This is a genomic window from Actinomadura spongiicola, assembly GCF_003432485.1.
Classification (GTDB): domain Bacteria; phylum Actinomycetota; class Actinomycetes; order Streptosporangiales; family Streptosporangiaceae; genus Spirillospora; species Spirillospora spongiicola.
In genome coordinates this window covers 385,931-398,650 of sequence record NZ_QVNQ01000006.1, presented here as the reverse complement: position 1 = coordinate 398,650, position 12,720 = coordinate 385,931, and the positions used below count along the sequence as shown (strand labels likewise).

Below are 12,720 nucleotides of genomic sequence, written 5' to 3'. Positions count from 1 at the left end.
GACTTACTTGGGGGCGCCCAGCTCGATCGGGACGCCGACGAGCGACCCGTACTCGGTCCAGGATCCGTCGTAGTTCTTGACGTCCTGGAGACCGAGGAGCTCGCGGAGCGCGAACCAGGTGTGCGACGAGCGCTCACCGATCCGGCAGTAGGCGATGGTCGCCTTGTTCAGGTCGACGCCCGCCTCGGCGTACAGCTCCCGGAGCTCCTCGTCGGACTTGAACGTGCCGTCGTCGTTGGCCGCCTTCGACCACGGGATGCTGCGCGCGGTCGGGACGTGCCCGGCACGCTGCGACTGCTCCTGCGGCAGGTGCGCGGGCGCGAGCAGCTTGCCGCTGAACTCGTCCGGGGACCGGACGTCGATCAGGTTCTTGTTGCCGATCGCGTCCACGACCTCGTCGCGGAAGGCGCGGATCGACAGGTCCTGCTCCTGGGCCTTGTAGTCGGTCGTCGGACGGGTCGGAACGTCGGTGACGAGCTCGCGCGAGTCGAGCTCCCACTTCTTGCGGCCGCCGTCGAGCAGCTTCACCTTGTCGTGCCCGTACAGCTTGAAGTACCAGTACGCGTACGCGGCGAACCAGTTGTTGTTGCCGCCGTACAGGATCACCAGATCGTCGTTGGCGATGCCCTTGGCGGACAGCAGCTGCTCGAACCCGGTCTTGTCGACGAAGTCGCGGCGGACCGGGTCCTGCAGCTCGGTCTTCCAGTCGATCTTCACGGCGCCACGGATGTGGCCCTTGTCGTAGGCGGACACGTCCTCGTCGACCTCGACGAGAACGAGACCGGGGTCGTCCAGGTGGGACTCAACCCAGTCGGTGTCCACCAGGACGTCGGAGCGGCTCATGCGGGGACCTCCCTCTCGGAGCGAAACTTCGCAGTGACACGGCGGAAGAACAGATACATCTCGCACCCGAGGCAGAACCCGAACGCCGCGTTCAGGAACGCCGCCGCCAGGGCGAGGGCGGTGGCACCGATACCGAGCCAGATGGTCCCCGTCGCGTATCCGGCCATGCCGACCAGGGCGAAGACGAAGCCGACGCCCTGCGCGAAGCGGGGCGGGGCCGCGTCCTCCAGTTCCCTGGGCGGAGCGAGCCGGGGACGGATCAGCACTCGGAACAGCAGTCCGTACGGGGCGTACCGCAGACCGAGGAACGCCGCTAGGGCGAACACGACGGCCTGGGCGGCGAGCAGGACCCAGCTTCCGGTCACCAGAACCGCGACGAGGACCGCTGTCGTGACCGACGCGCCGAAGCGCGGCCCACGCGGATCAACCTGCATCGGGGTTCTCCATGGCGGAGGAAGCGTGCGTACGAGCTGGGGTGGAAAGTGCTCGGGGGCGGACGGGCTCGATGCCTCAGGCCATGCGACAGAGCGAGGCGGCCACGCGGCAGAAATCGACCGCGCGGCGCTTCGTGAGCATCTGCTCTGTCCAGTCACGCACGGACACGATGTTAAGCCGACAATCCACGCGCTGTCACATCCGTCTCGCCTTCCGAGACAGTGACATTCGTCTTAGCCCAGGTCATCCTGGTATGGCTCACGGGATGGCCTCTCCCAGGGCCGCGATCACGTCGGGCTTGCGCGGGGCTCCGGAGGCGCGGCGGACGACGCGTCCGGCGGCGTCCAGAACGAGGACGGTGGGCGTGCGGATGACGTTCAGTCTGCGGACGAGGTCGAGGTGCGCCTCCGCGTCGAGTTCGACGTGGGCGACTCCGTCGACCATGCCGGCTACCTCGCCGAGGACGCGGCGCGTGGCCCGGCACGGCGCGCAGAACGCGCTGGAGAACTGCACCAGGGTGGCCTTCTCACCGAGGTCGGTTCCGAGGTCGCCCGGCGCCAGTATCTCGCTCACCTCGTCGTTCCCGTTCCGCTCGCGCAGGACGCCGTCACGGCGCCGCCACAGCAGGCCGAACAGCGTGGCGGCGGCCAGTACGGCCACCGCTGTCAGTGCACCCGTCATCGACAGGGACAACTCTCGGGGGTCGTGTGTTCTTCCCCTCAGGTCGGGATCGTGAGCAGCGGCGCGCCGTCCAGGCCGACGATCTCCAGGGAGAACAGTTGACCGCGCGGGAACATCGTCGAGCCGGTGTAGGCGCCGTAGCCCTTGTCGTAGGGGACGTACCAGCTGCCGAGCGCGTCCCGCCGCCCGTCCCGCGCGACGACCAGCAGGCGGCAGCGCGACCCCTTCGGGACGCCCGCCAGATGCAGTTCGACCTCCGTGCCCCATTTCTTCTGCTTGAGCAGCACATACCCCTTGATCTTGGTCTCGGGGTTCGTGGCGGCGATCCGCTCGGCGCCGCGGGCGGAGGCCGAGGGCGGGGGCGGTGCCGCGGTCTCGTCCGTCCCGGAGGGGAACACGAGGCCGCCGAACAGGGCGCCGACGATCAGTAGCAGGCACGCGGCGACCGCGAGCGGCGCCCATCCCGCGCGTCGCCGTAGCGAGGTGAGCCGTCCGGTTCGCCGTCCGGCGGCGCGGGTCAGCAGGCCGTCCAGGAGTTCCGGCGGCGGCCCGGCCATCTGCGCGAGCTGCGCCTCGTCGACCCGTCCGAGCATCGCGGGCAACCCGGCGAGGCCGGCCAGTTCGTCCCGGCAGGCGGGGCAGCCCGGCAGGTGGGACTCCAGCCGGGCCCGGTCGGCGGGGTCGAGCGAGCCGAGCACGTAGGCCCCCAGCGAGGTGCGCACGTCGGCGCAGTCGTTCATGGCGCCAACCCCCGCTCCTCCAGTGCGAGTTTGAGCGCCCGCAACGCGTAGTAGGTCCGGGATTTGACCGTGCCGGGCGGTATGCCGAGCGTCTTCGCGGCCTCCGCCACCGACCGGCCCTTGTAGTACGTCTCCACCAGGACGGCCCGGTGCGGGGGGCTCAGCCCCGCGAGCGCCTCCGCGACCGTCCAGGACTCAAGGGCCCGGTCGATGTCGTCCGAGCCGGACGCGGTCATCATGACATGGTCGTCGATACCCGTCTCCGGGGGTCGTGACTGCTTGGCACGGTGCGCGTCCACGACCAGATTCCGCGCGACCGTGAACAGCCAAGGCCGGACGGGACGTCCCGCAAGGGCCTGCGGGTTCCGCCAGGCGCGCAGCAGCGTCTCCTGCACGACGTCCTCGGCCTGGGCGCGGTCCCCACCCGTCAGCCGCAGGACGTATCCGAGGAGGGGACCGCCGTGCTCGCTGTACAGGGCGCGCAGCAACGCCTCATCCGCGGTGGGACCCACACCACTGACACGTATGCGTTTCCTCACCGGTTCACCGGTGCCGCGTGATCACCGCTGGAGATCGTTCAACCGGACGTTCTCGGCGGTGGCGGCGACCCGCAGCCCGTCCGGCGTCGGCTGGATCTCGCTGATCCGCGACCCGACCGGCAGGTCGGCGAGCGGGACCGTCCACGTCAAGCTCTGCCGCACCAGGGCCAGCGGGACCTGCGGGCCCCCGTTCGACGCCACCGACCGGGGAGTGACCGCGATGCCCCGCGCGGTCGGCTTGACCGCGACGATGGCGGTGCTGGTCACCGAACGTCCGAGGACGTTCCCCTCCAGGTCGACCTCCAGGTCGTCGCCCTTCGGCCTGATCCCCTTGACGCCCTCGGGGGCGCGCTTCTGGATCGCGGCGTAGGGGACGACGGCGGACGCGGTCGCGGTACGGGCGGTGACGTTCGCGGCGCTGCCCTGCGTGACCTCCGACAGCGGCGCGTTCACCCCGCGCATCTCGACCTTCACGCCGGTGACCGTGACGCCCTGGTCGGTCCACTCGCCGATGGCGACCTCGATGTGGTCGTAGTCGCCGCCGAGCGCCTGCGTCAGGAAGGGGAAGCCGTGGATGGTGACCTCGGGCTGCTCCTGCATGTTGTACTGCGCGGCCACCTGCTCACCGATCTTGTCCTCCGCCACCCGGACCCCGATCCGGTCGGCGGCGACCAGGCCGACGGCGACCAGGATCAGCAGGACAAGCAGTACCTTCCGCATGGGTCTCCTTCAGGGGGCTGCGACGTGCGCGTCGCCACACCATAGTGCGCGGACGGCCAGGAAAGCGTCGCACCGGAGAATGACGTCATGACCCGAAATGTCACACCACGATGAGATCAACCGCCGGCGAACGGCGGAAGAACCTCCACGACCCCGCCCTCCGGCAGCGTCACCGACTCGTGCGGCCGGCTCCCCACCGGCGTCCCGTCCACGAGGAACGAACTGCGCGCGACGACCCGCTCGAACTCCCCGCCCCGCCCGTGCTTCGACACCGCCGCGGCCAGCGCCTCGGCCAGCGTCCCGGCGTCGTACGGCTCCTCATGCGTCCCCGCCGCGGCCTTCGCCGCCGCCCAGTACCGCACCGTCCCCATGGCCATACGTCCATACTGCCGCCTCCCCAGTACCCCCTGGCCACCACCAGCGACTCGGTTATGCTCTGAGGAGGGATCCGGGCGACGAGGCCATGGAGTTCATCTGAGAGCCCTTCATGGCCGCCTCGTCCTTGAGCCACCGGCCGTCGGCGGGCTTGAGGATGAGCCGCCTGGGTCCTGACGTCTTTGTGGACGGGAGGCGGCACGTGAGCAGTCTGCTCCTGCTGACCAACGCGCTGGAGCCCTCCGACGAGGTCCTGCCCGCGCTGGGGCTCCTGCTGCACTCCACGCGCGTCGCGCCCGCCGAGGCGTCCGCGCTCATCGACGCGCCGCCCGCCGACGTCGTCATGGTGGACGCGCGCCGCGACCTGGTCCAGGCGAAGAGCCTGTGCAGGCTGCTGCGCACCACCGGGCTCGACTGCCCTCTCCTCGCCGTCGTGACCGAGGGCGGTCTCGCCGCGCTCACCCCCGAGTGGGGGCTGGACGACGTGCTGCTCCAGACCGCCGGGCCCGCCGAGGTCGAGGCGCGGCTGCGGCTCGCCGCCGGTCGCGCCGCCGCGTCCGACGACGCCGACGAGACACCGGGCGAGATCCGCAGCGGCGACCTGACGATCGACGAGGCCACCTACACCGCCCGGCTCAGGGGCCGTGTCCTCGACCTCACGTTCAAGGAGTTCGAACTGCTGAAGTACCTCGCCCAGCACCCGGGGCGCGTGTTCACCCGCGCGCAGCTCCTCCAGGAGGTCTGGGGCTACGACTACTTCGGCGGCACCCGGACGGTGGACGTCCACGTCCGCCGCCTGCGCGCCAAGCTGGGCGCCGAGTACGAGTCCCTGATCGGAACCGTCCGCAACGTCGGCTACCGCTTCGTCCCCGACCACCGGCCCGACGAGTCGCAGGACAAGAGCCCCGCCCGCGCCTGAACCGGGTCAGCCGAATCGGCCGGTGATGTAGTCCTCGGTGGCCTTCTGCTCCGGGTTGGTGAATATCTTGCTGGTGTCGTCGATCTCGATGAGCCTGCCCGGCTTGCCCGTCCCGGCGATGTTGAAGAAGGCCGTGCGGTCGCTGACGCGGGCGGCCTGCTGCATGTTGTGGGTGACGATGACGATCGTGTACTGGGTCTTCAGCTTCTCGATGAGGTCCTCGATGGCGAGGGTGGAGATCGGGTCGAGGGCGGAGCACGGCTCGTCCATCAGCAGCACCTGCGGCTGGACGGCGATGGCGCGGGCGATGCAGAGACGCTGCTGCTGACCGCCGGACAGGCCCGCGCCGGGCTTGCTCAGCCGGTCCCGGACCTCGTTCCACAGGTTGGCGCCGCGCAGCGACTCCTCGACGATCTCGTCCAGCCTGCCCTTGCGGCGGACGCCGTTCAGCTTGAGACCCGCCGCGACATTGTCGTAGATCGACATGGTGGGGAACGGGTTGGGCCGCTGGAACACCATGCCGACGACGCGGCGGACGGCGACGGGATCGACGGCCGAGTCGTACAGGTCCTCGTCGTCCAGCATCACCTTGCCCTCGACGCGGGCGCCGGGGATGACCTCGTGCATGCGGTTGAGGGTGCGCAGGAACGTGGACTTGCCGCAGCCCGACGGTCCGATGAACGCCGTCACCGAGCGCGGCTCGACCGTCATCGAGATGTCCTCGATGGCGTGGACGCCGCCGTAGTAGGCGTGCAGCCCGGAGACTTCGATCCGCTTGGCCATGGTGGTCCTTTCTAGGGGTCAGCGGCCGGTGGGGGCGCTGCGCCGGGCGACGAACCGGGCGATCAGATTGAGCAGCATGATGATCCCGATCAGGACGAGGGCGCCGGTCCACGCCCGGTCGATCGAGTTCTGGTTGGGGTCGGACGCCTGGTCCCAGATGAAGGTGGGCAGGGACGCCTGCGGGCCCTCGAACGGGTTGTTGTTGATCGCCTTGGTGAAGAAGATCGTGAGCAGCAGCGGCGCGGTCTCCCCCATCACGCGGGCGACGGCGAGCATCACGCCGGTGACGATGCCGGTCATGGCGGTGGGCAGGACGACGAAGCAGACCGTCCGCCAGCGGGGCACGCCGAGCGCGTAGGACGCCTCCCGCAGGTCGTTCGGGACGAGTTTCAGCATCTCCTCCGTGGCCCGCACCACCGTGGGGATCATCAGGATCGTGAGGGACAGCGCCCCCGCGAACCCGGAGAAGCCGAACCCGACCGTCAGCAGCCACAGGGCGAGGACGAACAGGCCCGCGACGATGGACGGGATACCGGTCATCACGTCCACGGTGAAGCTGATCGCCTTGCCGAGCCGGCCGTTCCCCGCGTACTCCACCAGGTAGATCGCGGTCAGCACGGCGAGGGGAACGGCGATGACGCTGGTGATGAGGACCTGCTCCAGCGTCCCGATGATGGCGTGGTAGGCGCCGCCGCCGGAGTCCCTGCCGCCGATCCCGTTCATGGAGAACTGGAAGAACGTCAGGTCGAGCCGTTTGGCGCCGTTGACGACGACCGTCCACAGCACCGACACGAGCGGGATGACGGCGAGCGCGAACGCGAGGTACACCAGGGCCTGGACGAGCCGGTCCTTGACCTTCCGGCCCGGTGAGACCGGGGTCAGGCCCGTCGAGTGGGTGGTCAGGCCCGTCGAGTGGGTGGTCACACGAACTCCTTCCGGCGCGCGACGACCGCGCGGGCCGCCATGTTGACGACCAGGGTGATCACGAACAGGACCAGGCCGGAGGCGATGAGGGCGCCGCGCCCGTTGACGGACGCCTCGGCGAAGCTGTTGGCGATGTTGGCCGCGAACGTGGCGCCGCCGTTCTCCAGGATCTGCCAGTTGATCCCGGGCACGAAGGTCAGCACCATCGCGACGGCGATCGTCTCTCCCATCGCCCGGCCGAGGCCGAGCATCGAGGCGCCGATCATGCCGGACCGCCCGTACGGCAGCACCGACATGCGGATCATCTCCCAGCGGGTGGCGCCGAGCGCCAGCGACGCCTCCACATGGGCCTGCGGGACCTGGAGGAACACCTCGCGGGAGATGGACGAGATGATCGGCAGGATCATGATCGCCAGCACCACCGAGGCGGTGAAGATCGAACTCTTGCCGGGACTGTCGCCGCCGAACAGCGGGATCCAGCCGAGCGCGCCGTTCAGGAACTTGCTGATCCCCTCCATGTGCTGGGACAGGAAGGCTAGGCCCCACAGCCCGTACACGATGCTGGGGACGGCGGCGAGCAGGTCGACGACATAGCCGAGTCCGGCCGCCAGCCGCCGCGGCGAGTAGAACGAGATGAACAGGGCGATCCCGATCGCGACCGGCGTGGCGATCAGCATCGCCAGCAGCGAGGACATCACCGTCCCGAACGCCAGCTGCGCGATGCCGAACCTCGGCGGCGTCGCGTTCGGGTTCCATTCCTCGCTGGTGAGGAAGCTCGCCTCGTTCTCCTGGAGTGCGGGCACGGCCTTCCAGACGAGGAACGCTCCGATCGCGGCCACGATCGCCAGCACGGCGATGCCGGAGCCGCGGGCGGCCCCGGCGAAGATCCTGTCGCCCGCGCGTCCGGTGCTCATCCGGGCGCCGGTGGCGCGGTGTCGCGCGCCCACCTGCGCCTCGGCGGCCCGCGTCTCGACACCGCTCTCACTGCTCATGGGGGGTCCTCCTTGGATCACATCGGCCGCACCCACGCCCGCCCCGCCACCGAGATCGTCGGTGGCGGGGCGGCGGGGGACGTCGTCCGTTGTCAGGACAGGGCCTTCACGGACGTCTGGACCTTGGTCAGCACGCTCTGCGGCAGCGGCGCGTAACCGACGTCGGTGAGGATCTTCTGGCCGGCCGCGCTGGAGGTGTAGGTCAAGAACGACTTGACGAACTTGGCCTGCTCGGCGGGCAGCCCCTTCGTGCACGCGATCTCGTACGTGACCAGGACGATCGGGTACGCGCCCGGCTCCTTGGTCGTGTAGTCGATCTTCAGCGCGACATCGTTGCCGGTGCCGACGATCTCCGCTCCGGCGACGGCCTTGGACGCGCTGTCCGGCGACAGCTCGGTGTACTCACCGGCGCCGTTCTTGACGTGCGCGGTCTGCAGCTTGTTGTTCTCCGCGTACGACATCTCGACGTAGGAGATCGCGCCCGCGGTGCTCTTCACCTGGCTGGTGACGCCGTCCGACTTGGGGGCGCCCTGGCCGGTGGAGTTGGGCCACTTCTTGGCCTTCTCCCACGTCCAGACGCTCGGCGCGGTCTTGTTCAGGTAGTTCGTGAAGTTGTCGGTGGTGCCGGACTCGTCCGACCGGTAGATCGGTTTGATGTCGGAGGACGGGAGCTTGGCGCCCGAGTTCTCCTTTGCAATGGCCGGATCGTTCCACTTCTTGATTTTGCCGGAGAAGATGCTCGCGATCGTCTCGGGCGACAGCTTCAGACCGTCCACGCCTTGCAGGTTGTAGACGACCGCGACCGGCCCGACGACCATCGGCAGGTTCAGCGCCGGGTTGCCCTGGCAGCGCTGCTGCGCCGGGGCGACCTCCTCGGGCTTGAGGGCCGAGTCCGAACCGGCGAACGCCACCTGGCCGCTCGTGAACGCCTGGATGCCGGCGCCCGAACCGCTCGGGTTGTAGTTGAGGTTGGCGCCCGCGCACTCGCTGGCGTAGACCTTCGTCCACTCCTCGACCGCGTTCTTCTGCGCGCTGGAACCGGCCGCGTTCACACTGCCCTTCGCGCAGTCGATGTCGCCGACCGGCGCGTTGGCCGAGCTCTTCGTCGTGTTGTTGTCGCTCCCGCAGGCGGTGAGGGCCAACGCCCCCGCGACGACCACGCCGCCGAGGGCGGCAAGTCGGGAACCGTTCTTCACCGGAGGGTCTCCTCAATAGTTCGTCGGGCGGCCCCCCGGGCCGGTCCTGGTCCGCTGCTCTCTACAGACGCCGGGGTCACCGTCGACAGCGACGCTAGGCACGCCAGGTGACCAGCCCCACCGATCCAGGTGAACGATCGATGAACGCAGATGACCGCGCCTGCGAAGAATGCCCCGATTTGTCATGTCCGCCCGGTTAACAACGCAGCTCACAAGCGCAAAGAACTCCCCCAGACAGGACAATCCAGGTTTAAAACGCCTCCGCTCACCGCCGCCGAACCGCTTCCACACGACAAGCCCGGCCAGAGGACCCAGCCGCTCTCGACACCTTGCTCACCCCGTGCGGGGAGTTACGCCATACGAACGAGTTCGGCACTTGTCCTGTCGTGACGAACGAGGGTTTCGATGACGAAACGGGGCTTCTGGGGTACACCTTCAGCGACGAACGACGGAGCGTTCTCGCCACGGCGACCGACTCCAGGCGGAGGAACCGACCGTTGAACTGCTGCGGCTTGAGAAGCGGCAGCGGTTCCCGCAGCGTGTGTGGACGAGGGTCACCGGCCCGGCGGGCGAGGTGATCGGCTTCGCCGTCGGACCGGTCCTGCCTTTCTCGTCCATCGCCCGCCTGGTCACCACCAGGAACTGGCGAACGAAAGTGCGTGGCACCAGGGACTTCTTCAACAGGTTCGGGAAACGAGTACACACTGGAGATCTCCGACAAGGTTGACGGCACGCTCCGCGCGCTCGCCGTCGCGTTCCCCCTCATCGCGGACACAAGCCGCAACTTCATGGCGAATAGCCAATCCGACACCTACTGAATCCTTCCGGGGGAGCATCGGCTTGTGGTGTGTATGTGAGGCGGCTCTATTTCGGCCGGCTGTGTGGCGAGGAGAGCTGGGGCGGTGATTGCTAGGTGGCGTACATGACGTCTACGGCGTGGTGGGTGAAGCCGAGGGACTCGTACAGGTGGACGGCGGCGGTGTTGGACTCGTCCACGTAGAGCATGAGCTGGTCGACGCCCCTGGCGCGGAGGTGGTGCAGGCCCGTCAGGGTGAGGGCGCGGCCGAGGCCTAGGCCCTGCGCGTCCGGGGCGACGCCGATGACGTAGACCTCGCCGATGTTGTCCGGGTGGATCTTCGTCCAGTGGAAACCGGCGAGGCGGCCGTCGCGTTCGGCGAGGAAGAAGCCGGCCGGGTCGAACCAGGCCTCGGCCTCGCGGTCGCGGACGTCCTCGATCGTCCAGGAGCCCTGTTCGGGATGGTCGGCGAACGCGCGGGCGTTCACCTCCAGCCATGCCCGTTCGTCCCGGCCGGGTTCGAAGGTCCGCAGGGTGATGCCCTCCGCGAGGTGCGGCTCCGGGAGTGGGTCGGATGCCGGGCGGCGCATCTGGAAGAGGGCGCGGGCCCGGGTCAAACCTTCCGCGTGCGCGAAGGCCGCTGCGGCAGGTAGGTCGCCGTGGGCCCAGATCCGCAGGGGGCCGTTCGTCTCGGCGCTCAGCGCGCGGAGGAGCGCGCGGCCGTGCCCGCGGCGCCGATGCTTCGGGTGGACGACCAGTTCCGCCGCCGCGGGTTCGTCACCGTCCGCCGGATCGAGATGCGCGTACGCCACGATCACGCCGCGGTCGCGGATCACCGTTCCCGCGCGGGCGCCGCGCAGGGCCAGCATCGTGTGCTCCGACAGCGGCCCGACCCCGTCGGCGTCCGCGGCCGCCTCGACCAGTTCCAGCACGTCAGCGGTATCGCCGTCGCCCATCGGGCGCACCTTGTCCATGATCCACACTGTATGCGGCGAATCCCCTGATCAAGTTGTCACAGAAACGTCATCGGGCCGCCGGGAGGCGTATGCCGGGCGCGCCTACCGTCCACGGCATGACTCGACGACGCACCTTCCTGGCCTGCGCGACGGCGGGGCTGACCATCGTGGGCCTCGCCGCGCGGCCCGCGGCGGCGCATCCGGCCCCGACGGCACCGGTACGGCTGCTCGCGCTCAACGACTTCCACGGGAACCTGGAGCCGCCGTCCGGCAGCTCCGGCAGGGTCATCGACGAGAACGGCGACACGGTTCTCGCCGGGGGCGCCGCCTATGTCGCGGCCCATCTCAACCGGCTGCGTGACCGCGACACCCTCACCGTCGCGCAGGGCGACCTGATCGGTGCCACGCCGTTGATCTCCGCGGCCTACCACGACGAGCCGTCCGTCCAGTTCCTCGGGGACGTGGGCGTCACGGCCTCCGCGGTCGGCAACCACGAGTTCGACGAGGGCTACCGGGAGCTGCTGCGCATCCAGCACGGCGGGTGCCACCCCGTCGACGGCTGTTCTCCCGCGGGCACGTGGCGCGGTGCGCGGTTCGACTACCTCGCTGCGAACGTGCTGAAGAAGCGGCATCACAGGCCCGCCATGAAGCCGTGGACGATCCGCCGGATCAACGGTGTGCGGATCGGCTTCATCGGCGTCGTCACCAAGACCACTCCCAGCATCGTCACCGCCGAGGGCATCAAGGACCTGGAGTTCGTCGACGAGGTCGCCGCCGCGAACCGCGCCGCCCGTGAGTTGAGGCGGCGGAACGTCCGCGCGATGGTCCTGCTCGTCCACGAGGGCGACCAGGTCGAGCCCGGGTCCCGCCCGGACGAGTGCGGCGTCCAGCCCGGGGCCGGTTCCCGGATCGCCGCGCAGGCCGACCCGGAGATCGACGTGGTTCTGTCCGGACACTCCCACCAGCAGTACCTCTGCACCGTCAAGGACCCGGAGGGACGGCCGCGGCTGTTCTCGTCCGGGTCCTCGTTCGGACGTGTGATCACCCAGGTCGATCTCCGGGTGAACCGCCGGACGGGCGATATCGTCCGGTCCGCCGTGCGGGGCGACAATCATGTCGTCACACGGGACATCGCCCCTGATCCGGCGACGGAGCGGTTCGTCCAGACGTGGAAGGAGCGGGTCTCCGAGATCGCCGACAAGCCCGTCGGCAGGATCACCGCCGATCTCACCCGTGCCCAGTCGCCCGCGGGCGAGACCGCGCTCGGCGACGTCATCGCCGACGCGCAGCTCGCTTCGATGAGGGGACTCGGCGCGCAGGTCGCGGTGATGAACCCGGGCGGTGTCCGCACCGACCTGACGTTCGCGGCGAGCGGCTCGGAGGGCGACGGCGTGGTCACCTACGGCGAGGCGTTCGCCGTCCAGCCGTTCAGCAACGTGATGGGCGTGGTGTCCCTGACGGGGGCGCGGTTCGACGCCCTTCTCGAACAGCAGTGGACGTCCGCCGGGGAGAAGATCCTCCAGCCGTCGGCGAACCTGCGCTTCACGATCGACCGGTCCAGGCCCGTCGGCGACCGCGTGTCCGGGATCACCGTCGACGGGACACCGATCGATCCGTCGGCCACCTACAGGGTCGCGGCGAACAACTTCCTGCTCGGCGGCGGCGACGGATTCAGCGTCTTCACCGAGGGGACCGACCAGGTACTCGGCCCGATCGACCTGGACGCCCTCGTCGCCTATTTCGCGGAGCAGGGCACCATCGCGCCGCCGCCGCTCGACCGCATCTCCGGCCGGTGACCTCGCGGCCCCGGCCGGGACGCCC

Annotated in this window: 15 protein-coding genes; 2 read left to right on the top strand and 13 right to left on the bottom strand. The window is 69.4% G+C overall.

Features of this window, described 5'->3' with window-relative positions; translation table 11 throughout:
* Positions 1-3: 3 nt before the first annotated feature.
* From D0T12_RS21545 to D0T12_RS21515, 8 genes are all read right to left on the bottom strand, one after another.
* Positions 4-843 (bottom strand): sulfurtransferase, encoded by an 840-nt coding sequence (locus D0T12_RS21545; RefSeq protein ID WP_117401440.1) that lies wholly within the window; start codon positions 841-843, stop codon positions 4-6.
* A complete protein-coding gene (locus D0T12_RS21540; RefSeq protein WP_117401439.1) occupies positions 840-1,277 on the bottom strand; it encodes a DUF4395 domain-containing protein in 438 nt (145 codons plus the stop codon). The genes D0T12_RS21545 and D0T12_RS21540 overlap by 4 nt, the downstream gene beginning before the upstream one ends.
* Before the next feature lie 76 nt (positions 1,278-1,353).
* Entirely contained in the window at positions 1,354-1,419 is a 66-nt protein-coding gene (locus D0T12_RS37430; RefSeq protein ID WP_353819285.1) for a putative leader peptide, read from the bottom strand.
* A 117-nt stretch (positions 1,420-1,536) separates the two neighbouring features.
* Positions 1,537-1,959, bottom strand: coding sequence for a thioredoxin family protein (locus D0T12_RS21535; RefSeq protein ID WP_117401619.1), 423 nt, complete (start codon positions 1,957-1,959; stop codon positions 1,537-1,539).
* A 38-nt stretch (positions 1,960-1,997) separates the two neighbouring features.
* Positions 1,998-2,699, bottom strand: a complete 702-nt coding sequence (locus tag D0T12_RS21530) for an anti-sigma factor family protein (protein ID WP_117401438.1) — start codon at positions 2,697-2,699, stop codon at positions 1,998-2,000.
* Positions 2,696-3,211, bottom strand: a complete 516-nt coding sequence (locus D0T12_RS21525; protein ID WP_325050833.1) for a sigma-70 family RNA polymerase sigma factor — start codon at positions 3,209-3,211, stop codon at positions 2,696-2,698. Before D0T12_RS21525 ends, D0T12_RS21530 begins: the two co-directional genes overlap by 4 nt.
* A gap of 48 nt (positions 3,212-3,259) precedes the next feature.
* A complete protein-coding gene (locus tag D0T12_RS21520; RefSeq protein WP_117401436.1) occupies positions 3,260-3,958 on the bottom strand; it encodes an LmeA family phospholipid-binding protein in 699 nt (232 codons plus the stop codon).
* A 116-nt stretch (positions 3,959-4,074) separates the two neighbouring features.
* Positions 4,075-4,335 (bottom strand): MoaD/ThiS family protein, encoded by a 261-nt coding sequence (locus D0T12_RS21515; RefSeq protein ID WP_117401435.1) that lies wholly within the window; start codon positions 4,333-4,335, stop codon positions 4,075-4,077.
* Between the two features lie 200 nt (positions 4,336-4,535).
* On the opposite strand from D0T12_RS21515, the gene D0T12_RS21510 reads away from it, so the two are divergent.
* On the top strand, positions 4,536-5,252 hold the full coding sequence (locus D0T12_RS21510; RefSeq protein WP_117401618.1) for a winged helix-turn-helix transcriptional regulator: 717 nt from the start codon (positions 4,536-4,538) through the stop codon (positions 5,250-5,252).
* 6 nt (positions 5,253-5,258) lie between these two features.
* Here the strand turns inward: D0T12_RS21510 and pstB are convergent, their stop codons facing one another.
* The 5 genes from pstB to mshD form a co-directional block, all read right to left on the bottom strand.
* Positions 5,259-6,035 carry a phosphate ABC transporter ATP-binding protein PstB gene (gene pstB, locus D0T12_RS21505; RefSeq protein ID WP_117401434.1) on the bottom strand — a complete coding sequence of 259 codons (777 nt, stop codon included), beginning with the start codon at positions 6,033-6,035 and terminating at the stop codon, positions 5,259-5,261.
* An 18-nt stretch (positions 6,036-6,053) separates the two neighbouring features.
* Positions 6,054-6,959 carry a phosphate ABC transporter permease PstA gene (gene pstA, locus D0T12_RS21500; RefSeq protein ID WP_233526204.1) on the bottom strand — a complete coding sequence of 302 codons (906 nt, stop codon included), beginning with the start codon at positions 6,957-6,959 and terminating at the stop codon, positions 6,054-6,056.
* Positions 6,956-7,951, bottom strand: a complete 996-nt coding sequence (gene pstC, locus D0T12_RS21495; protein ID WP_117401433.1) for a phosphate ABC transporter permease subunit PstC — start codon at positions 7,949-7,951, stop codon at positions 6,956-6,958. Before pstC ends, pstA begins: the two co-directional genes overlap by 4 nt.
* A gap of 92 nt (positions 7,952-8,043) precedes the next feature.
* Positions 8,044-9,147 (bottom strand): phosphate ABC transporter substrate-binding protein PstS, encoded by a 1,104-nt coding sequence (gene pstS / locus D0T12_RS21490; protein WP_117401432.1) that lies wholly within the window; start codon positions 9,145-9,147, stop codon positions 8,044-8,046.
* Positions 9,148-10,056: 909 nt separating this feature from the next.
* Positions 10,057-10,917 carry a mycothiol synthase gene (gene mshD / locus D0T12_RS21485; RefSeq protein WP_117401616.1) on the bottom strand — a complete coding sequence of 287 codons (861 nt, stop codon included), beginning with the start codon at positions 10,915-10,917 and terminating at the stop codon, positions 10,057-10,059.
* Between the two features lie 98 nt (positions 10,918-11,015).
* Between mshD and D0T12_RS21480 the strand changes: the two genes are divergently transcribed.
* Positions 11,016-12,695 (top strand): bifunctional metallophosphatase/5'-nucleotidase, encoded by a 1,680-nt coding sequence (locus tag D0T12_RS21480; protein WP_117401431.1) that lies wholly within the window; start codon positions 11,016-11,018, stop codon positions 12,693-12,695.
* The last annotated feature ends 25 nt before the right edge of the window (positions 12,696-12,720 follow it).